This window comes from Brevibacillus choshinensis, assembly GCF_001420695.1.
Taxonomy (GTDB): domain Bacteria; phylum Bacillota; class Bacilli; order Brevibacillales; family Brevibacillaceae; genus Brevibacillus; species Brevibacillus choshinensis.
The window spans coordinates 188,328-209,711 of the sequence record NZ_LJJB01000007.1 but is presented as its reverse complement, the minus strand read 5'-3'; the positions used below and the strand labels follow the sequence as shown (position 1 = coordinate 209,711).

Sequence of the window (21,384 nt, the reverse complement as noted above, 5' to 3'; positions counted from 1 at the left end):
ACCTTTTCCGCTAAGTACCAGCACGCCTTAAAAGAAAAGAACGTCACCCAGAGTATGTCGAGAAAAGGAAATTGTTATGATAATGCCGTAATGGAGAACTTTTTTGGTATCCTCAAATCGGAATTTTTATATACACAAGAATTTGAGAGTATTGAACATTTTAAGCAAGAGTTAGCAAACTACATCGACTATTATAACTTCAAACGAATTAAGACAAAATTAAAAGGCTTGAGTCCGGTACAATACCGAACTCAAACCTTACATGTCGCTTAATTACATTACATGTCTAACTTTTAGGGGTCACTTCAGAGATGCCGAGGCTGCTTTTCTTCTACCTTATTTAAATGAGCGCCACAGAGACGTATTTCACTTCCAAATACTCTTCGATTCCGTGGTGACCACCCTCACGTCCCAAACCGCTTTCTTTCATTCCGCCAAATGGAGCTTGTGCCACAGACGGGCCACCATCATTGACTCCGACGATGCCGTACTCCAGATTTTCAGAGAAATAGAACGCTTTGGTCAATGATTGGGTAAATACATACGCCGCCAAGCCAAACGGAGTATTGTTCGCACGCTCGATTACTTCCTGATCATCCGAGAACGTGCTGACAGGCGCGATCGGTCCAAACGTTTCTTCCTGCATACACACCATTTCGTCGGTGACGCCTGAGAGAACGACCGGTTTCATGAAGTAGCCGGTGCTTCCTTCGAGGATTGGCTCACCATGCAAGGTAGCGCCCTTAGACAAGGCATCGTCGATTTGATGCTGCACTTTTTTCACAGCACGGTCGTCGATCAACGGACCTACTTCCACACCCGCCTCGGTTCCATTCCCCACGCGCAGAGCTACTACGGCTTTCGTGAAGGCATCCAAGAATTCGTCTTTCACATTTTCATGAACGTACACGCGGTTGGCGCAAATGCAAGTTTGCCCTGCGTTTCTGAATTTCGAGAGCATCAAGCCCTTGACGGCTTCCGCGATATTCGCATCCTCAGCAATGATGAACGGAGCCAATCCACCCAGCTCCAGCGATACTTTTTTCACGGTATCTGCCGCTTTTCTCATCAGCATTTTGCCCACTGGTGTAGATCCGGTAAAGGTGATTTTCTTCACGCGGGAATCTTCCATCCACACGTCTACCAGTTCACCCGCATTGGAGGTCGTCAAAATGTTGATGACCCCTGCCGGAATTCCCGCTTCATGCGCGCATTCGGCAAGCAAAAGCGCAGTCAGTGGAGTCTGCTCCGCTGGTTTGGAAACAGTCGTGCAACCGGCTGCCAACGCTGGTGCAATTTTGCGAGCGATCATCGCTGCCGGGAAGTTCCACGGAGTCACCGCCGCCACGACACCGACTGGCTGTTTTTGCACTAGGATACGCTTGGAACCAGAAGATGCCGGGATGGTCTCCCCGTAAATCCGTTTTGCTTCTTCCGCGTACCATTTGATATAGCTGTTCGCATATTGCACTTCGCCTTTTGCTTCGGCGAGTGGCTTGCCTTGCTCCAAAGTCATGACCAACGCGATCTCGTCCAGACGGGATTCGATCACTTGATGCCAACGCTCCAGGAGAGCAGCCCGTTCATAGGCTGTCGTTTTCGACCAGGTCTTGAATGCTTCATGCGCAGCATCTACCGCTTTTTTTGCGTCGACAGCCGTTGCATCCGGCACGCTACCCACTGTTTCCAGCGTAGCAGGGTTTAGTACGGGAATGCTTTTATCGAGCTGTACCCATTCTCCATTCACATACATCCCCATGTTCAAGTCTGTTTTTTTCAAGATGCTTTCTCCTCCTTTAGTTCTGATTTCTCTGATTCATTCGCTACAAACAGTTTTTCTTTTTCCCCACGTAACCAATCTTTACCGTAAAGCAGGACACAAAGCAAGATCCCAGCTGCAAAAGCCATCGAAGCACCTTTGATAACGAGAACGGCACCCACGACACCCGCAATTCCAAGGTCACGCTGACTGCGCGCCTGCATGACGCCAATCCGAACGCTTACATACCCTTGCACCAGCAAAGTCAAAGCCACGGCTACACCCAAAATCGGCTGGACTAGACTTACGATCGGCAGCAAGAGCAGCCCGGTGTTTGTTCCCCAACGGAAAGATCCCGCTCCCCCAAAGAAGGAGTTCATCGCTTTCTTCCCTTTTTTGAAACGCTCTACGACAACGACTTGCATCGCTGCCCACAGTGGACCACACATGGTAATGTCAGGACCGATGATACTCATCAGGATGTTGCGACTACCAAAGATCATGTGCGCTCTGTCTGCATTGTAATCTACTTTTTCATCGGCACGCACGGTATCAGATTCAGATAAAAGCGCTTTCGTTTTTAGTACGTCGCCAAACACTACCAGATAAGTAGCAAAAACAGCAGGAAGGGCAGTCAGGAAGAACGAAAAGGACGGTAGACCGAGACCAAACACGGTATATTGCGACCACAGGGTAGCAAAGTCAGGCTTACTGAAACCCCATTGAATGTCTGGCCACTTCGCTTCCCCAAAAATCGGTGCTACGAAAACGGCGAGCAGGATGGCAGGCAAAATACCTAGGTTTCCGATCACTGCCCAACCCTTGCCTTTTAGCTTGAGTGCTTCAAAATGTTTGGAAAAGACTAGGTAGAAACAAAAACCGATACAAATCGCAATCGTATACGGGAACACATCAAACTTCCCGCCTTTTTCAAAGATAGATGTAATCGCACCGATACCAGCCCCGAGAATAATCCCTGACTTGATCGCATTCGGCACGAAGTTTACAACTTTCTTTGCCAGCCCTGTTACCCCGAGTAAGACGGATAAGATACCGAGGCTTAACTGGAAGGCGATTAACGCATAGATGCGATCCGGTCCTTCTGGGAATTGCTCCACGAACAGAACAATCAAGGGAATCGCCGGAGTAATCCAGCCCGGAATGACAGGGTCACCGAGCAGATGATGCAGCAAGTACATGAATCCATTTAAAATAACAATGGCCAGACCGACTTCAAAAGGCATTCCCAGATGGTCCGCCAAGAGGGTAATCGCACCCAAATCTACCGCGCACATGAACAGCCCTTGAACATAATCAGGCCATTCAAAACGGTAATGAACAAACGGCAAGCGGAGCTTAAACGGGCCAGCCGGGATGTAAGGTGTTTCCGCACCTTCCTTGCGCTGCTTCCACTTCATGAAACTTCCCCCTCTTAGTATGCTGCTCTATAGATGTCTTCGATGTCTTTCTTCCGCAAGGTCCGAGGATTGTTTTTCAAGAGGCGAGTCTGCTTCATAGCTTCTTCTGCCATTTCGACCACGGCTGATTCTGGAATGTTAAATTCGCGCAAGGATTGTGGAATCTCTACATAACGGCACAGGCGCGTCATTGCTTCAATCGCTGCTTCTGCTGCTTGATCGGCATTTTTGCCATCTACATTTTCACCCAGAGCTACCGCTACATCACGTAGTTTTTCCAGGCAAGCAATCTTGTTCCACTTCATTACGTACGGCAACAGAAGAGAGTTGCTCACACCGTGTGCCATGTGAAAACGTCCGCCCAGTGGATACGCCAGCGCGTGAACAGCCCCTACACCAGCGTTACCGAAGGCCAGTCCAGCCATGAGGGAAGCCGTAATCATCGCTTCACGCGCCTCGATATTGTCCGGGCAAGCATACGCTTTTGGCAAATGAACCGCAATCAGCTTCATCGCGCCGATCGCCAATGCATCGGTGACTGGGGAAGCAAATTTGGAAATGTATGCTTCTACCGCATGGACCAAGGCATCCACTCCGCTCGCAGCGGTTACGCTTGGCGGGCAAGTCAAGGTCATGATCGGGGAAACAATCGCGACGTTTGGCAGCAAGTAAGGGCTTACAATCCCTTTCTTCACTTGCTCACGAGTGTCGGATAAAATCGAAATATTGGTCACTTCGGAACCAGTTCCTGCTGTGGTTGGAATCGCAATGAGCGGAAGTCCAGGCTGTTTGACCAGGTTGGTACCAAAGTAAAGCTCGATGTTGCCTTCGTTCGTTGCCATCACGGACGCTGCTTTAGCGATATCGATCGCACTACCGCCACCAACGGCAATCAGTCCATCATAATTGCCTTCGCGGATGAGCTGAACGCATTGATCCACGATTTCAATTTCCGGCTCTGGATTTACATCCGAGAAAATACCCGCTTTCATCGGAAGCAGTTCTTCCACTTGTGCAACCACGCCTGCTTGGATCAAAATTTTGTCTGTTACAATCAGAGGTCGTTGCACACCCAGTCGAGCCATCTCTTCCGGAAGCTGTTGTAGAGAATCACGTCCTGTTACTAGTTTGTTTGCTGCAGCAAATGTTGAAATGTTCATGTTGTTCTCTCCTTTCACCTATGCTGCAATCTTTACGCAACTTCCGTGCCAACCCAGAGATTTCGTGAACGTTTTATGGATTTTATGAAAGCGCTCCTATAAAAACCGAAGCCCCGCCTCGGTTGCTAGCACTAGCTCTGTGCCATCGCCTTGAAAGATGACTGGACAATACTGCCGTCTACCAATAAGAAAAATGAGTAGAAATCGAATCAAAATTACTCGTTCGATTCGTTTTCTACTCGCATCTGGAGCTTCTTCATTTTTTGGACAATCGCACTCTGACTGATACCTAATGCCTCTGCCGCCGCTCTCGTCGTGCCGTGCGAGTGGATGGCTTTTGCGATCATGGAGCGCTCCAGCCTTGCGACTGCTTCTTTGAGGGAGGCTGGCTCTGACAGTGGAAACACTTGCTGAATAAAAGACGGTAAATCACCTACATCGATCGAATCGTGATAGGTAGTCACGATGAGCCGCTCCACGAGGTTCGCCAGCTCCCGGATGTTGCCCGGCCACTGATAGTTGGTCAACCACTCGTAGCATTCCAAGGTCATCGTCTTGTTTTCCTTGTACTTTTCGTTGAACTTCCCCAAATACGTCTCGAGCAGTGGGACGATCTCCTCTTTTCGCTGCCGTAGGGGAGGCACATCGAAGGTAACGATGTTGAGTCGATAGTACAGGTCTTCGCGGAACAAGCCTTCCCTCACGAGAGTCGCCAAATCCCGATGCGTCGCAGTAATGATTCGTACATCTACGTGCCGTATTTCCGTGGAGCCTACACGCATGAACTGATTTTCTTCCACGACCTTCAACAGCTTCACTTGGAGCTCGAGAGGCAAATCTCCGATCTCATCTAAAAACAGCGTCCCTCGATGTGCACTCTCCAGGATTCCCACTTTCCCACTCTTGAGCGCTCCCGTAAAAGAACCCGGCTCATACCCGAAAAGTTCTGCCTCGACCAGATGTCCAGGAATCGCCGCACAGTTCAGCTCCATAAAGATTTCTCCGCTCCGCGCACTTCGGGAATGGATGAACTTCGCGATCATGCTTTTTCCGACACCCGTCTCGCCTTGCAAGAGAACCTTCGCGTCTGTCTTGGCTACCTTTTCCGCCAATTGAAACAAAGAATGGGTAGCGGGGCCGATCACGACATTTTCCAGCCCGAGGTCATTGGGGAACTGCGCGTCTTTTTGCAAGGTTTGTCTCCATAGCTTTTGACTGTCCAGCTCATGCTTCAGACGAATCAGCTCTGTGATATCCCGTACACTGCTGATGACGTACAAGATTTCTTTCGACGATGACAAGACAGGAGTCGCCGAAACAATGATCTTCCTTCCATTGCGAATGGTTTGGATGAGGGTCACTGGCCGCTTGGTCCGAATCGTTTCCAACGATGCCGATACCGAGATAATCCCTTGCTTGATCAGCAGATCCATGTGCACGCCTTTTACTTCGTCCTCGCTGATTCCGGTAATTCGCTGATACGCCTGATTAATAAACAGCGTAATCCCCATTCCATCCGTGATGTAAACACCGTCGTACAGCGAATTGAAGATGATCCGGCAAATGGGACTCTGAAAAAAAGCATGAAGCTGTGATTGCGAACTGGCGTGATGCTCCTGATCGTGCAAGGAGACTTCAGGAACCACAAACTCGCGAATCGGCCTCGTCAGCTCCCCTCTCTGCATGGCAAGAGAGATCGACTCGATCGTCAAATATCCGATGAACTCGTTGGCTTCGCTATATACCTCTTGGACTTCCGCCCTACCTGGAGAAAAATAAGCGACTGCTTCTTCTACCGTCATCGACGGGTGCAATGGATGCATGTTCTACTCTCCTAGTTGTCATGAATGACACGTATACCACGTTTATCTCATGCTTATTATTGTACACTTATCGATTCACGTTTTCATATCGAAGATCTAGTGAAACATCTGCGGATACAAAGGCTCCATCCCTGATATTGAAAATAAAAATATCCCCTGACAGCATTTGTCAGGGAACACGCTATACAATAAAAATATCAAATGATAGGAGGACGATACTCATGGCAAATCATCCGGAAACGATGTACGACTTTCACGTCTGGGCAAACCAAACTATGATCAATCACTTGAAGCAATTACCTCGAGAGCTTTACACGCAGGAAATTCATAGTGTCTTTCCAACCATTTCAAAAGCACTCGCTCACATCTATTTAGTGGATTTTACGTGGCTAAGCATTCTTTCTGGAACGAGTATGAATGAAGCCATGACAGCTACTCATTCACGGACACCGCAGCTGGAAGCAACGAGTCTCGAAGAACTGGAAGCTTTGTACCACGAGGTGTCCCTGGGCTATCAGGCATTCATCCGTGAGCATCCCGATTTGGAGCAAACGATCGTCCTCGACAACCCTTACGCAAGCGTACGCGATACGAGCTACGCGGAAATCATTCTGCAAATTGTCAATCATGGTACATACCACCGCGGTAATATAACGGCCATGCTCCGCCAGATGGGCCACGCTTCCACGATGACGGAATATGCCTTGTACTGGTATGCGAAAGAGTAGGTCTGCCGGATCGCTCCAAGCAGGCAATGATGACGGAGGAATGGGCGGTTAGCTATCCTTGCTAACTCCTTCCTCCTTTTTTGCTTCTTCTCCCTCGAATACCCCTTCCAGCGTAATCCCTTTTATTTTCCGGAGTAAAAACATCATGGGAAAGTACGAGATCATGCTAAAAATAACACCGAAAAATCCATACCTGAGCGGTATGAAAATCAAGATCAGGATTGCAGCAGGAATACCCGTAAGTGAGATGCTTCCAAAGCTTGCTTGGGTAGCTTGAGCAGTCCAATTAAGCAGGGTCATCGCGAACTGAAAGACACCCATTAGGAGTCCAAACGCAATTCCTGCGGTTACACATAATTTCATGTAAGCAGAAATTTTTATATACTTAAGAGTCAATCGGTCGTATCCCTGTTTTTGATCCTCCACTACTGGTTCCCTCCACGGCGCATTGTATATCCAGAATTTTACACCTATTCACTCTGCACGACTACCTTCAAAAGTCTGTTGCGTTCCCTTTCACTCAAATCATGGTCACCCACATTAAAACAAGGATGCTTCCCATCTACGGGCAGCATCCTTGTTTGGCTTTATACCATGATCTTGCAAATATCGTTCGTAAAATCGACTGGATCCTGAAGCGGCAAGCCTTCGATCAAGAGCGCCTGATTGTACAGCAGTGCGGTATACAGATCCAGCTTTTCCTTGTCGGTAGCGAGCGCGTTTTTCAATGACTGGAACACCTCGTGATGGACGTTGATCTCCAGCACCTTATCGGCTTTTACATTTGGGTTGTTTGGCATGGCATTCAAGATTTTTTCCATCTCGATCGTGATGTCCCCTTCGGTAGTCAAGCATACCGGGTGGGACCGCAAGCGTTTGGACGCTCTCACATTGCTCACCTTGCCAGCCAGCAGGTTTTTCATGTAATCGAACAGCTCTTTGTTTTCTTCGTTCTCCACATCTGTGCTCTTTTGGCTGTCATCTTCCTCGATGCCCAAGTCGCCGCTCGAAACGGATTTAAACTCTTTATCCTTGTACGTCTGGATCATCTTGATGGCAAACTCATCGATATCCTCTGTAAAGTACAAGATTTCATAGCCTTTTTCAGAGACGAGCTCGGTCTGCGGGAGCTTTTCGATTCGCTCATTCGACTCTCCGGAGGCGTAGTAGATATACTTCTGATCTTCCGGCATTCTCGACACGTATTCATCGAGAGTGACCAGCTTTTTATCTTTGGAAGAAGTGAACAGGAGCAGATCCTGCAGCACATCCTTGTTCATGCCATAGTCGCTGTACACGCCGAATTTCAGCTGTCTGCCAAACGCTTGATAAAATAGCTCGTATTTCTCACGCTCATTTTTCAGCATGCTTTGGAGCTGATTCTTGATCTTGCTGGCGATATTTTTGGCGATCAGCTTCAGTTGGCGGTCATGCTGGAGCATCTCCCGCGAAATGTTGAGCGACAAGCTCTCCGAATCGACCATCCCTTTGACGAAGCTGAAATAGTCGGGGAGCAAATCAGCGCATTTGTTCATGATCAGGACACCATTGGCATACAGCTCCAGGCCCTTTTCATACTCCTTGGAGTAGAAATCAAACGGAATGTTCTCCGGGATAAAGAGAATCGCCTGATACACGACGGCCCCGTCCGCACTGATGTGGATATGCTTGAGCGGCTTGTCAAATCCGTACCGCTTCTCCATATAGAACTGCTCGTAATCTTCGTCGGTCAGCTCGCTTTTGTTTTTGCGCCAGATCGGCACCATGCTGTTGATGCGTTGTTCTTCGGTAACCTCTTCGTATTCGCTCTCGCTGCCTTCTACGAGCTTGCTGGTCACCACGTCCATCTTGATCGGATAGCGGATGAAGTCCGAGTACTTCTTGATGATTGCTTTGAGACGGTACTCGTCCAAATACTCGTCGTAGTTCTCATCCTCGGTGTTTTCCTTGATCTTCAGGATGATGTCGGTCCCTACGGAGTCTTTAACAGCCGATTCGATCGTGTAGCCGTCCGCTCCTGTAGATTCCCACTTGTACGCCGTGTCACTATTAACCGCGCGGCTGATTACTGTCACCACATCGGCAACCATAAAGGCCGAATAGAATCCAACCCCGAATTGCCCGATGATCGTGTGGCCATCCTTCGCTTCGTTTTCTTTTTTAAACGCCAGCGAGCCGCTCTTGGCGATAACCCCGAGGTGGCTTTCCAGCTCCTCCGGCGTCATGCCGATCCCGGTATCCCGCAGGGTCAGTGTCCGGTTTTCTTTATCCGCGATCACTTTGATGTAGTAGCTGTCTTTGTCAAAAACGAGGCTATCATCTGTTAGCGCTTTATAGTACATCTTGTCAATCGCATCACTGGCATTCGAGATCAGCTCACGCAAAAAGATTTCCTTTTGGGTATAAATGGAGTTGATCATCATTTCCAAGAGGCGCTTGGATTCGGCTTGAAACTGCTTCTTTTCCATTCGTATCTCTCCCTTCTATTTGACAGGTATTACTTATGTATGATCGTCGAAACACAAGGATTTAGCACTCTCGATCAGCGAGTGCTACTCACTATTTTTTATAGCAGTCCTGTTTTTTTCTGTCAATACGGTCGTTGAGCTTCTCTTAGCTCATCAACCGCACTCAGGTAGTTTTCGTAGGTTTGTTGCCCAAACGCGCAGAGATCGCCTTGAAAAAAGGTATGCAACGTATAGGCGGTCGCCTGCTCCAACTCAAAGCCCCTGGACTTCATAACCAACTGGAGATAGGAGAGGAAATAGGCTTTGCCGAGGACACTCCCGCTACTAATTTTTTTCATCTTTTACTTCGGACTCTTTTCCAGATTCGCGACCCATTTATCCGCGCTGGATTCGTCATTGTCAAACAGAACGACATCATGCAGCACGATCTCGTCTACGGTTCCGATTGCTTTTGACATCGCATCTGCCAGCACTTGCATATCTACATCTTGATTTACGTCTACGTCGAGTACGAGTACCATTTTCTTTTTCATTCGTTTCTTCCATCCTTTTGATTACAATTTCATTCCCACATCATAGCAAACCCGCTCCTAACTTAAAATACCCTTACAGACCAGATTGTAATGTTGCCTCTCTGTCAGGTGAACGGTATTCGTCTGTTGGCTGTCCACAGGGCGTGGTACATGTACAGCTTTTCAGCAGCTGGTTGTTCCAGTTGCCATTATGAGTCACGCAGTGTTGTGTATCCAGTCTTTTCTACGAGCGATTGCCCCTGTGGCGAGAGGATCCATTGAATGAAGGGCTCTACGTTCGGATTGTCGCTGCCTGCTGTTACGGCATAAAATTCAGCGGATAGCGGGTACGTCCGGTTACGTATCGTGGTCTTGTCCGGCTTTACCCCGTCCACTTCCAGCAAGCGGATGTTTCCGTTTTGGACCATCTCTGTAGCAAAGTACAGGAAAGAGTAGCCGATGGCATTATCGTAATTTTTGTAATCGGCGGTTCGACTGATGATTCCGCCCATCCCTGAAGCGATATCGTCCTCGGGTGCAGGCATCAGTGGATACGTCCCCATGACCTTTTCCAGCATCGTCTGGCTTCCACTATTTTCAGGTCGTTGAAAGGCACGGATCGTTTCCGGCTTGCCTCCGACCTGTAACCAATTGGTGATCGTTCCTGAATAGATCATACGAATCTGCTCGGTTGAGAGTCCTTTCACCGGATTCGCGGCATTTACAAAAAAGACGAATGCCTCCCTTCCAATCGGCGTCAGCTTTAGCTCTACTCCCTTCTCCTTTGCGTCCTCGAGCTGCTGCTCTGATGGACCAGCTACAAAAATGATATCCACTTTTCCATCGATCAGATTCTCGTAAGCGTCCGGAGTCGTATTGCCCATGACCTCGCTTCCATACAAATCGTACGCTTTTTTCGGATAAACCGCTTGTGCAAATGCCGAGTACAAAGGATACAGCGCAGTGGCTCCATCCAATCTGGGCAAATCGCCCTGCAGCGTCAGAGTTGACGGCTGATCGAGTCTTTTTGCTTTTGTCTGTTCGGCGAAAGGCATGTATTCTTGCAGATCTACATCCTGTTCACTCACTTGCGGGATATTGGCCTCATAGATTTTGAACCCTTCATAGCCGGCGACCGTCAAGCCGCAGAGGACAAAAAAGCCAATGACCGATCTGTACAAGATCTGCTCCCGAGTCGGCGTGAACATTCCTACTCCAATGAATACAATGATCGCCACAGTTATCACTGCCGTAAGCGGTGTGTAAAACTTTTCTCCGCCAAACAGCAAAGTCACAATCAACACTACACATCCGACAAAAGTGAGACCGGCCGCAATGAAGATAAAATCTATTGCTCTCGCGACAACACTTCGTTTCAATGGCTCCTCTCCTTTCGATATTCACGCTCCCCATTATACAAAATTTGGAATCTTTTAGGAAATAACAGCAAAAAAACCGAAAGCTCATGCACATAGAGCTTTCGGTGTTGCAGACTTTGTCCATGACGACAGCTGCTTTTGCCGCCTGATAAGCAAAGCTGCCTTTCGCTGCCATGTAGCCAAAGATGGAAGCCGTATTCGGCCCCATTCTCGGGCTTATTGCTGAACGAGGCTCAGGCTCTCGTTTGCTACATCCAGGATCACGGCATTGATCCCGTTCAGGAACGCCATGGCACTCGCCTTGATGATATCGGTGTCCATCGCACGACCCGAGTATGTTTTGCCTTGATATTCGATTCGGATGTTGACTCGACCGATGGCTTCTTTCCCTCGGGACATGCTGTTGATTTTGTAATCCTTCAGCTCTACATCCAATCCCACCAATGTTTTGATCACACTGTACAGGGCATCGATCGGGCCATCCCCAACGGCACTTTCCTTGAAGATCTCTGTGCCTCTTTTCAACTTCACGGTAGCTGTCGGATACATGTCATTGGTCACGACCTGAAAGGATTCCAATTCGTACAAATGGCTATCGCGTGTATCCAGTGTGCGGTGATTGGTCACCAGATAGAACACATCGTGATCGTACACTTCTTTTTTCGCATCTGCGAGTGTGAGGAACTTTTCAAACAGCTCTTCAAATTCTTCTGCATCGCTTGTATCAAAGCCCATCTTTTCCACTGCATTCTTGAAGGCGTGGCGACCGGAACGTGCCGTCAAGATCAGCTCCATGCTGTCGGCACCGACTTCTTCAGGAGACATAATCTCGTACACTTGTTTATCCTTCAGCAGTCCGTCCTGATGGATGCCGGAAGAATGGGCAAAGGCATTGTCGCCGGTAATCGCTTTGTTCACCTGGACGTCGAGTCCGGTCAAATACGTAAGTAATCGGGAAGTACGGAGGAGCTCCGTCGTCTTGATGTTGGTTCCGCTCTGGAAGTAATTTTCCCGCACTTTGAGTGCCATCACGACTTCCTCCAATGAGGTATTGCCCGCGCGCTCGCCCAACCCGTTTATGGTACATTCTACTTTTTGCGCACCATTCTTGATCGCCGCGAGCGTGTTTGCTGTCGCAAGACCGAGATCGTTGTGGCAATGCACACTCAAGATCACATCCGGGTTGAGGTTTTTGAGTCGATCGTTAATTTTGCGAATCAGCTCTCCGAATTCCTCAGGCACTGCATAACCCACTGTATCCGGCACGTTGATGATCGTCGCGCCTGCCTTGACGACGGCTTCGATCGTTTCCCACAAATATTCAAATTCCGAACGTGACGCATCCTCGGTGGAATACTGCACGTGAGGCATCAAGGTTTTCGCGTATTTAACTGCATCGACGCCTTGCTGCAAGACAGCGTCTTTGGAACGGTTGAACTTCTTTTCCACATGAATATCCGAAGTACCTAGAACGATATGAATGAACGGATTTTGCGCGAGCTTGATACTGTTGTATACGGCGTCGATGTCGCCTTTCACAGCACGAGCCAGAGCGGTAATGGATACGGCATCCCCTACACTGCGGGCAATTTCTTGTACGGCTTGAAAGTCACCTTCCGAAGATGCAGGGAATCCTGCTTCAATCATATCCACCTGCAGCCGTTTCAATTGCTGTGCGAACTCCACCTTTTGATGGACGTTCAGTTTGGCGCCAGGGACTTGTTCCCCGTCCCTCAAGGTCGTATCTAGCATGATAATTTTTCCATTCATCTTCCATTCCTCCTCCACAGTACTGGTTATCTATATGTTCAAGCGGGGTTGGTTAAACCCGCACTTTAGCCAACTAAAAAAACCCCGCCTCTACGTATAGAGGCGAGGTTGAACTCGCGGTACCACTCTACTTCATTTCATTCGAAATGAGCTCTTTCGATGGCCATCACCATCTATCCCTGTAACGGTGGAATTCCGGCTTACCCTACATTGTCAGGCAGCAGTTCATAGACGAGTTCGAAATGATCGATACTGCCGTTTTGCACCAACCAACGGCTCTCTGCAAGTTCGATTCAGATCTACTATTTCTAATCGCAACAGTTAATTATTAGATTATTGCAAATTATAGGTCATGATTTCGATGCTGTCAACCACCTATTCCCAAACCCGTGATCACTCATTTCTTTGATAATGCATTTCCACAACACCATTCGGATAGACCTTCGTCCCTAATAGCCCCAAGGTATACTTCCCCCATCGCTCAATCACCCTTCACTCTTTGCAAATGGTACGAGCTTGCGGACTTTTTCATGTCTTAGCCAAATGCCTCCCCACATCAATACAGCCAGATACACGGGGAATAATGTGTGGGTAAACAACGGGGCATCCATGCGAATATGGGTTGCGATGACGCCTCCAAAATACCCTGTCAGTAACACAGCCCCGAAAAAAGTAGTACGCGGAATCAGATAAAACAGAGTCGACAGTAAGCCGAGAGCGCCAATCACCACAATATGATGCTCGGAATAGCCAAGCTCCAAGGTTCCTTCCACAACAGGAGCAGGTTTGACAAATTTCATGATGCTATCAAACAACATAAACAAGATCACCAGTCCGGACATGATTCGTGCCGTCCAAAGCTTGCCTTTTGACATCGTATCCCTCACTGTATTTCCTCCTCTTTTCTTCGAGCGAGCTCGCACCTTTTGCTATACGTTCATCGTAATAAAAATCAGAGGCAGACGCTTCTTTTCGATTGCGGTTTTTCTCCTCTACCTGACATGACGTCATGATTGATACTGGCGCTCACACAGGTAGGAATCCTGATACTGGAAATCGAATGATAGAGAAAAGGGAGGGATAGCTATGGATTTGCAATACGAAATCATATCGGAAGATGACATCGAATACTGCAGGGATCTATGTAATGAACTTATGGTCTTTCAAAAGTCAAGATCATGCATACGACCCGAATTGTTTGACAGCATGAACTTTGACACACGGATGGTTCCTTCTGTAAAAAGTGCCCTACACAATTATATTGTGGTAGTGAAAGATGAAGATAAAATCATAGGTTATGTCTATTCCAACATCTCTCCTAAAGAAGCCTACTCAAACGCATTTGCTACATTTTTTGACCTCTCTTCTGTTAACAGGGAGAACGCAGGTTGTTTATCGCAATTTTACATAAAAGAAGAGTATAGACAGTACGGGGTTGGATCGAAACTTTTCCACATGTCAATGGAATGGCTGCAACAATTTGATGATGTCGATGATTACTTCATTTATGTCTCAAATGGCAATAATGACGCCCTGGAATTCTATAAGCGCAAAGGATTTTCCGTCAGTCATGAAATCTTGGATGGCTTTATAACGGTTTTACGAAAATCAAGATGAGGTGAGCAATGATGAACGAATTGCTTCGTGCCCTGAAGCTGCTGAAGGAAAAACAATGGGTCGATCTGACACACACTTTCGGTCCAGAATCCCCGCATTTTTCTGCCTTTGATGGTGCCACTTTCAAGACCTTGTTCAGTCATGACGATGGCTTTTTTGCCCAAAGCTTTACCTTTGCAGGTCAATATGGCACGCATCTGGACGCACCGATCCACTTCGTCCGGGGCAAGCGCTACTTGGACGAAATCGAGCTGAAGGAACTGGTATTGCCACTCGTCGTCATCGATAAATCAAAAGAAGCAGAAGAAAATAACGACTACTCGCTTAGCGTAGAAGACATCCTGCAATTCGAAGCCGAACACGGTGAGATCGAAGAAGGCACATTCGTTGCCCTTCGCACGGATTGGAGCAAACGCTGGCCAGATGTCGAAGCGTTTAACAACAAAGACGCAGATGGCCAAAATCACGCTCCCGGTTGGTCTCTCGCTGCCTTGCAATTTTTGTTTGAAGAGCGAAAGATCAAAGCAGTCGGTCACGAAACGTTTGATACCGATGCAAGTCTGGACTATCAGAAAAACGGAGCCTTGCTGGGCGAGTATTACGTGCTCGAGCAAGACACATACCAAGTCGAGCTTTTGACCAACCTTGACCAGCTTCCACCCAAGGGGGCTATCATCGTCAATATCGTTCCGAAACCGGAAAAAGCTTCCGGATTTCCGGTGCGGTCGTTCGCGATTTTGCCTTGATCCTTCTCATACGAAAGAAGCGCAGCCGAAGTAGCTGCGCTTTTTTGGTCCCCCTCCTCCAACTTACAAAATAGCATAATCTCACTTTTGATTTCATGATTGCATCTTCCACGAAACCATGCTTATAATAAACACATCAAAAAAAGTTGATGAATGAGGTTATATACAATGAACGACATGAAGCAGAGATTGGAGCAATATGAGAAGAAATTCAAAGCTCTCGCTGATCAGAAACGTCTTGAGATTATGTATGAGCTCTGTCAGAGAGGGAAAACATGCGTGTGCGACCTGACAGAAGTATTTGATATGCCGCAATCCAAGCTGTCTTATCATCTCAAGATTTTGCTGGACGCCAACCTGATTGTGAAAGAGACAAAAGGTACATGGAGCTATTACGACTTAAATGATGAGGAAGTGAATCATCTGTTATCGGAAGAGCTTTGCTGCATTTTCAGGAAAACAGGTAAAGGTAGCTGCTGTTAAATTTTTTTGAGCCTTATATCAATTTTTTTTGATGAATGCTACATAAAATAATAGGGGAGGGCTCAGCAATGAAATATGTTCATGTGGGAATCAACGTAACCGATCTGGAGAAGTCCATCGCGTTTTATCAAAAAGTATTCGGAGTAAATCCTGTAAAGGTAAAGATGGATTATGCCAAGTTTTTGCTAGAAAGTCCCGGGCTAAACTTTACGTTGAACGTTCAGGACGCCGTGAGTGGAAATCAAGTAAATCACTTTGGATTTCAGGTTGAAAGCACTGAAGAGATTGTGGCTCACAAAGAACGCCTAGAAAAAGAAGGCTTTTTCGCACGTGACGAAATGGATACCACATGTTGTTATGCAGTACAGGATAAATTTTGGGTCACGGATCCAGACGGTAATGAGTGGGAGTTTTTTTACACGAAGGCTGACAGTGACGTTTCTAAAAGCGAATCCACATCCTGCTGTGTAGATTCAAATGAACGCAAGAATACTTGCTGTTAAGGCCAAAAGGAGCGCATCATGAAACGACTATCCTTTTTAGATCGATTCTTGACCCTTTGGATTTTTCTTGCTATGGCTATAGGGATTACGGTAGGGACTTTCTTTCCGACTTTTACGAGCGGGTTGAATCACTTACAAATCGGCACGACATCTATCCCCCTAGCCATTGGTTTAATTCTGATGATGTACCCCCCATTAGCAAAGGTTCGGTATGAGGAGATGGGACGTGTATTCACAGACAAGAAGGTTCTTTTACTGTCACTTCTCCAAAACTGGGTGATCGGCCCTATTTTGATGTTTTTGTTAGCGATCCTTTTCTTGCCAGATAAACCGGAATATATGGTCGGGCTCATCATGATTGGTTTGGCACGCTGCATTGCCATGGTTATTGTTTGGAATGACCTAGCAAAAGGAGATACAGAGTATGCGGCCGGTCTGGTAGCATTTAATTCAGTGTTTCAAATGCTTTTCTTTTCTGTGTACGCTTATGTCTTTGTTACCTTGATTCCGGAATGGCTTGGCATCCAGGGCGCGGTCGTTACCATAACGATGGCAGAAGTGGCAAAATCGGTGTTCATATACTTGGGGATTCCCTTTCTTGCAGGGATGCTCACTCGCTACACTCTGGTAAAAGCAAGAGGCAGACATTGGTATGAAAAAGTGTTCATCCCCAAAATAAGTCCGATCACACTGATCGCCTTGCTGTTTACCATCGTTGTCATGTTCTCCATCAAAGGTGAAAGCATTGTGAGTGTACCGCTCGATGTCGTGCGCATCGCGATTCCCCTCCTCATTTATTTCATCTTGATGTTCTTTCTCTCTTTTTTCATGGGGAAGAGAATCGGTTCAAGCTATTCGGTTACAACGACCCTTGCGTTTACCGCAGGCAGTAATAACTTTGAATTGGCAATCGCTGTGGCAGTCGGTGTATTTGGTATCCACTCTGGTGCCGCCTTTGCTGCCGTCATCGGTCCTCTTGTTGAAGTTCCCGTAATGATTGCTTTGGTCCATGTTGCCTTATGGTTCAAACGCAAGTACTTTTCCGACAAATCACCAACATGATTTTGAATAAGGAGACTCCACCATGGAAAACAAAAAAACCATTTACTTCTTATGCACAGGAAATTCTTGCCGTAGCCAGATGGCGGAAGGATGGGGAAAGAAATACTTAGGTGACGCGTGGAATGTCCTTTCAGCTGGGATCGAAGCCCACGGAGTAAATCCGAATGCTGTACGAGCGATGCTAGAAGTGGGAATAGACATTTCCGACCAAACATCAGATATCATTGATTCTGACATTCTAAACAGAGCAGATCTCGTCGTAACGTTATGCAGCCATGCAGATTCTATTTGTCCCACAACACCTCCTCAAGTAAAACGGGTCCATTGGGGATTTGACGACCCGGCTGGCAAAGAATGGGCGGAGTTTCAACGTGTTCGGGATGAAATAGGGGCACGGATAAAAAGATTTGAGGAAACTGGAGCGTAATTTCACAAGACACACCGCACGTGCCCATGCATTCTCGGGGGCGTGCATGTGTCTTTTTGGTCATGAAGGTTGCCGTACCCTTCCGGAGCAGCTCTTCTCGTATGCTTGTGCGCGCATTCGTACCTTGGTTGAGATCATGAAGGAAGGCGGTTCCCTCCTCCCGTCAATGCTCGCCCAACGAATTCAGGTTAGCAAAGCAAATATGAAAGCGCTAGATGAGCGCGAGCTGAACCAACTACTGTCTTTATTACAAAAATTGAAAAGGGGGTAATCCAATCGTTATATCTTAATAGTTAAGGGCTTAACTAAATTCCCCTTGAGAAAGGCTGATCTTACATGCTTATAGCGATTACAGGTGCCAATGGTAAGCTCGGAAGGCTCATCATCCATCAGCTCTTGAAGAAAGTTCCCGCAAGTCAAGTCGTCGCTTGTGTCCGTGATCCTCAAAGCATGCAGGAATACAAGGAGATCGGCGTCGACGTTCGGTACTGCGACTACGATCAACCTGATTCCCTTGATCAAGCGCTTGTGGGAGCCTCTCACCTGTTACTCATTTCAAGCTCACACCAAGATGATCATACGCGTTTCCAACAGCATTCCCGTGTTATCGAAGCAGCGAATAAATCGAATGTGGGGCATTTCATGTACACGAGCTTCGCTTTTCTTGAGAAAAGCTCCCTCTCGCTTACCCATCTCCATTTGGCTACGGAACGAGCCATTCTTTCTACGGGTATTCCCCATACGTTTTTCCGTAATGCCTTGTATACCGATTTTGTCGCAGCACTTGATCTACAGACAGCGATCACGAAAGGCTTCCTACGTGTTTCCCCTGGGGATTGGATGTTCAACTCGGTCTCCCGTCTGGATCTTGCTTTGGGAATTGCGGCTGTTCTTTCGGAGCCGGATCGACATCAGCACAAAAGTTATGAGCTTACTTCCACCCACCCCTGGACCTTTCCTGAGTTGACATCGGCCTTGTCTGAGCTGACTGGTAAGCCTATTTCTCTACAGGAAGACCCTGCCATGCAGCATTGGATCTTTGGATTTTTAGGTAAGATTCAGACATCCACCATCTCAAATGATTTGGAACAACTAATCGGCCACCCAACCGCATCCCTGAAAGAAAGCATCAGACCGTTTATTTCCACAGCTACTCTCCCTTGAACTTCCTCCACATAAAAAGGCATGGAGAACCCTCGTACACGGTCTACTCCATGCTATGTTACGTCCCTATTTACCGATAAAAGTAGCCGACCCGTTATCTCCGCTGTATGGCGGTGCGCCCGGTCTCGTTACGTAGCAAATAATCATCTTAAAGGATTTTCCTTTAGCGATGTTTTGTTGAAAGGTCAATACAAAGCTCTGTCCATTGTTGCCCGATGCTTGAATCGCAACCTTCTCAGCAGTCAACGAATTGCTGTTGTTCACCTTGTCATTCATCCCGAGTGTTGCGATATTGGTAGGCGTTTGCTCGGTTGTACTCTGGATCCAATAATTTTTCGGATCCATTCCTTTCGCCTGATCTACGGGCTGGTCATAGGTAACCTGTAGCTGATTGGCAGAAATTTGGCTTAGGCTGGCAAGCATCGGAATCGATGTCTCTGACTGCTCTTTTACTGGTTTAGCCGCATCCGCCGGTTGATATGTTGCGAATCCAAATGTCAGGATGAAGCAGATGGTAAGTAAGACTTTGATGTTTCTCATTTTATCCCTCCTACGTTGTTTTCCTATCGGGTATAGACTTCCTGTAAATGGGAAGATCCATTCATGTCAAAGCAATTCGTTGCCTATTCCTTAACGACAAAAAGACCCTCCATATGTGGCAAGGGTCGTCATGATCCTATAAAGAAACTGTCAATCGTTGATCTCCCATGCAGGATTCCAGACTACTTCCCACAAATGTCCATCCGGATCTTGGAAATGGCCTGAGTATCCACCCCAGAAAGTATCGTGTGCCGGATCTGTGATCGTCGCTCCGGCTTTTTTGGCCTCTTCCATCACTTGATCCACTTCCACTTTGCTCCCGACATTGTGCCCAATCGTAAGTTCGGTCGGGCTTGGGGCTGCCAGAGGTACCTTTGTTTCATAGGCAAGATCCTTGCGATTCCAGATCGCGAGCTTCACCCCCGCTTGCAAATCGAAAAAAGCAACTGCACCGTGATCAAATTCTTGCCCGACAATCCCTTCCGTAGGGAGCCCTAGTCCGTCGCGATAGAATCTCAACGATCTTTCCAAATCATCTACGCCCAATGTCAGCACGGTAATACGTGGTTTCATAACGAGACTTGACCTCCCTTTCAAATAGGAAATAACCGGTCATAATTTTGTAGCGTCCGCAAAGATTGTAAAGTGAGTATGCCTTTCCATTCTTCTTTTGCCTGTTGCCATTCTTCTTCGTATTGGTACCATGTCCAGTTGGGTGCCCATGCTCCGTCCTCGCCTTGTTTGCCAATCAGTCTGTCCAGCTCATCTGGAATCAAGCTTGCATATTTCGGATAATATCTTGATGTTGGAGAGTCGGCCGCCTGCAACGGTTCTGCTCCATATCCTTCCCTTTGTTGTGGATCCGAGGGAATACAATTGTCGAGAAAGCGTAGCATCTTTCCATCCAGTAATGCTTGCTGTGATTCATCGAGGCGCTCCATCAATTGCAAGTAACAAAACAGCTCATGCATTTCCTCTACATCACATTCGTTGAGGAAATAATCAATTGCAGATTGTACAAGATCATCGAGTTTCTCATAGGGAACCAGCATGCGGTGGTCCAAAAAGAAAGCAATGATCTGCGCATTCGGGTTCCCCCAGTTTTCTGCAAAGACGCCATATTTCCACCAGACTGCACGTGGAGCACTTTCTGCTTCTGGGGGTATGATGTCCCATCCCCGCCGATCTTCCCGATAAGAATGAACAAAGTAAGTAAGCGCCTTACGAATCATTCCGGCTCTCTCATCGGACAAAGGCATGCGTCCCACTATTTCGAGGGCACGAGTCGTTGCCAAAGCAGACGATTCCTTGCAACGCAGATCGGGCTCCAATCCGTGGCCAAATCCTCCGTCCGGATTTTGAAATGCTGAGAGCTCCTTCAACACCTTTTCGTCGGAACCAGATTCGAACGCATATTCATAAATCGCTTGTTCGAGTGGTCTTGCTCGATGCTTCATGAACTGCCGTGCCGTCTCCAAGCCGCTTTGATCAAGGTATTTCATCCATTACCTCCTTATCAGTTGATTGCACTATGTAGCCTATATGATCCCATACTGCTGCTGTCGTCAATTGTAAAAAACGGACATCTCTATCCAAACAATACCAATTCATAGGAAATAAAAAAAGCCATGTCAGAGTGGTAAAATCCTTTCACCGTTGACAAGTGGCTTTTTGTTTCCCCTTTCTATTTTAGTCCCCTAACAGCTTTTGGGCGAAATACGAATCTTCTTGCAGTGGCCGGCCAATGGCGATGAAATCTGCCAATTCATCTGCTAGAATAAAATTGGCAAGTTGCTCGGTATGAATGGCAATCCTTGAATACGTT

22 protein-coding genes, 1 pseudogene and 1 other annotated feature are annotated in these 21,384 nt (G+C 47.3%); of the genes and pseudogenes, 9 read left to right on the top strand and 14 right to left on the bottom strand.

Translation table 11 applies throughout. From position 1 onward, the window contains the following. A pseudogene (locus tag AN963_RS01005) lies at positions 1–273 on the top strand (transposase); the annotation flags it as partial. Positions 274–340: 67 nt separating this feature from the next. Here the strand turns inward: AN963_RS01005 and AN963_RS01000 are convergent. The 4 genes from AN963_RS01000 to AN963_RS00985 form a co-directional block, all read right to left on the bottom strand. Continuing rightward, complete coding sequence (locus AN963_RS01000; RefSeq protein ID WP_152985634.1) at positions 341–1,759, bottom strand: NAD-dependent succinate-semialdehyde dehydrogenase; 1,419 nt, start codon at positions 1,757–1,759, stop codon at positions 341–343. Positions 1,760–1,776: 17 nt separating this feature from the next. Beyond that, the gene (locus tag AN963_RS00995; RefSeq protein WP_055742705.1) at positions 1,777–3,177 is read right to left on the bottom strand and encodes a hypothetical protein; all 1,401 of its coding nucleotides are present in this window, start codon (positions 3,175–3,177) and stop codon (positions 1,777–1,779) included. Between the two features lie 14 nt (positions 3,178–3,191). Continuing rightward, positions 3,192–4,337 (bottom strand): iron-containing alcohol dehydrogenase, encoded by a 1,146-nt coding sequence (locus tag AN963_RS00990; RefSeq protein ID WP_055742704.1) that lies wholly within the window; start codon positions 4,335–4,337, stop codon positions 3,192–3,194. 215 nt (positions 4,338–4,552) lie between these two features. After that, a complete protein-coding gene (locus tag AN963_RS00985; RefSeq protein WP_055742703.1) occupies positions 4,553–6,160 on the bottom strand; it encodes a sigma-54 interaction domain-containing protein in 1,608 nt (535 codons plus the stop codon). 221 nt (positions 6,161–6,381) lie between these two features. Between AN963_RS00985 and AN963_RS00980 the strand changes: the two genes are divergently transcribed. After that, positions 6,382–6,888, top strand: coding sequence for a DinB family protein (locus AN963_RS00980; protein WP_055742702.1), 507 nt, complete (start codon positions 6,382–6,384; stop codon positions 6,886–6,888). Positions 6,889–6,936: 48 nt separating this feature from the next. On the opposite strand, the gene AN963_RS00975 is transcribed toward AN963_RS00980, so the two are convergent. From AN963_RS00975 to AN963_RS00945, 7 genes are all read right to left on the bottom strand, one after another. Next, positions 6,937–7,314, bottom strand: coding sequence for a hypothetical protein (locus AN963_RS00975; RefSeq protein WP_055742701.1), 378 nt, complete (start codon positions 7,312–7,314; stop codon positions 6,937–6,939). 161 nt (positions 7,315–7,475) lie between these two features. Then, positions 7,476–9,356, bottom strand: a complete 1,881-nt coding sequence (gene htpG, locus AN963_RS00970) for a molecular chaperone HtpG (RefSeq protein ID WP_055742700.1) — start codon at positions 9,354–9,356, stop codon at positions 7,476–7,478. Positions 9,357–9,478: 122 nt separating this feature from the next. Continuing rightward, the gene (locus AN963_RS00965; RefSeq protein ID WP_055742699.1) at positions 9,479–9,694 is read right to left on the bottom strand and encodes a hypothetical protein; all 216 of its coding nucleotides are present in this window, start codon (positions 9,692–9,694) and stop codon (positions 9,479–9,481) included. A 3-nt stretch (positions 9,695–9,697) separates the two neighbouring features. Further along, positions 9,698–9,889 (bottom strand): hypothetical protein, encoded by a 192-nt coding sequence (locus tag AN963_RS00960; protein WP_055742698.1) that lies wholly within the window; start codon positions 9,887–9,889, stop codon positions 9,698–9,700. 188 nt (positions 9,890–10,077) lie between these two features. Continuing rightward, on the bottom strand, positions 10,078–11,247 hold the full coding sequence (locus tag AN963_RS00955) for a PstS family phosphate ABC transporter substrate-binding protein (RefSeq protein ID WP_055742697.1): 1,170 nt from the start codon (positions 11,245–11,247) through the stop codon (positions 10,078–10,080). Positions 11,248–11,463: 216 nt separating this feature from the next. After that, entirely contained in the window at positions 11,464–13,017 is a 1,554-nt protein-coding gene (locus AN963_RS00950) for a 2-isopropylmalate synthase (protein ID WP_055742696.1), read from the bottom strand. A 95-nt stretch (positions 13,018–13,112) separates the two neighbouring features. Further along, positions 13,113–13,342, bottom strand: a binding site (T-box leader). 160 nt (positions 13,343–13,502) lie between these two features. Next, positions 13,503–13,904, bottom strand: a complete 402-nt coding sequence (locus tag AN963_RS00945) for a DoxX family protein (protein WP_055742695.1) — start codon at positions 13,902–13,904, stop codon at positions 13,503–13,505. 199 nt (positions 13,905–14,103) lie between these two features. Between AN963_RS00945 and AN963_RS00940 the strand changes: the two genes are divergently transcribed. The 7 genes from AN963_RS00940 (at position 14,104) to AN963_RS00905 (ending at position 19,019) form a co-directional block, all read left to right on the top strand. Next, complete coding sequence (locus tag AN963_RS00940) at positions 14,104–14,634, top strand: GNAT family N-acetyltransferase (RefSeq protein WP_055742694.1); 531 nt, start codon at positions 14,104–14,106, stop codon at positions 14,632–14,634. 8 nt (positions 14,635–14,642) lie between these two features. Further along, complete coding sequence (locus tag AN963_RS00935; protein WP_055742693.1) at positions 14,643–15,380, top strand: cyclase family protein; 738 nt, start codon at positions 14,643–14,645, stop codon at positions 15,378–15,380. Between the two features lie 177 nt (positions 15,381–15,557). Next, positions 15,558–15,863, top strand: coding sequence for an arsenical resistance operon transcriptional regulator ArsR (gene arsR, locus AN963_RS00930; protein ID WP_330218826.1), 306 nt, complete (start codon positions 15,558–15,560; stop codon positions 15,861–15,863). Positions 15,864–15,931: 68 nt separating this feature from the next. Next, positions 15,932–16,366 (top strand): ArsI/CadI family heavy metal resistance metalloenzyme, encoded by a 435-nt coding sequence (locus AN963_RS00925; protein WP_055742691.1) that lies wholly within the window; start codon positions 15,932–15,934, stop codon positions 16,364–16,366. Positions 16,367–16,384: 18 nt separating this feature from the next. After that, positions 16,385–17,428, top strand: coding sequence for an ACR3 family arsenite efflux transporter (gene arsB, locus AN963_RS00920; protein WP_055742690.1), 1,044 nt, complete (start codon positions 16,385–16,387; stop codon positions 17,426–17,428). A gap of 22 nt (positions 17,429–17,450) precedes the next feature. Beyond that, the gene (arsC, locus tag AN963_RS00915; RefSeq protein WP_055742689.1) at positions 17,451–17,855 is read left to right on the top strand and encodes an arsenate reductase (thioredoxin); all 405 of its coding nucleotides are present in this window, start codon (positions 17,451–17,453) and stop codon (positions 17,853–17,855) included. Between the two features lie 336 nt (positions 17,856–18,191). Then, complete coding sequence (locus AN963_RS00905) at positions 18,192–19,019, top strand: NAD(P)H-binding protein (RefSeq protein WP_055742687.1); 828 nt, start codon at positions 18,192–18,194, stop codon at positions 19,017–19,019. Positions 19,020–19,085: 66 nt separating this feature from the next. Here the strand turns inward: AN963_RS00905 and AN963_RS00900 are convergent, their stop codons facing one another. From AN963_RS00900 to AN963_RS00890, 3 genes are all read right to left on the bottom strand, one after another. Next, complete coding sequence (locus AN963_RS00900) at positions 19,086–19,559, bottom strand: hypothetical protein (RefSeq protein WP_055742686.1); 474 nt, start codon at positions 19,557–19,559, stop codon at positions 19,086–19,088. 150 nt (positions 19,560–19,709) lie between these two features. Continuing rightward, a complete protein-coding gene (locus AN963_RS00895) occupies positions 19,710–20,132 on the bottom strand; it encodes a VOC family protein (protein ID WP_055742685.1) in 423 nt (140 codons plus the stop codon). Positions 20,133–20,152: 20 nt separating this feature from the next. Beyond that, complete coding sequence (locus AN963_RS00890) at positions 20,153–21,061, bottom strand: hypothetical protein (RefSeq protein WP_055742684.1); 909 nt, start codon at positions 21,059–21,061, stop codon at positions 20,153–20,155. Positions 21,062–21,384 lie beyond the last annotated feature (323 nt).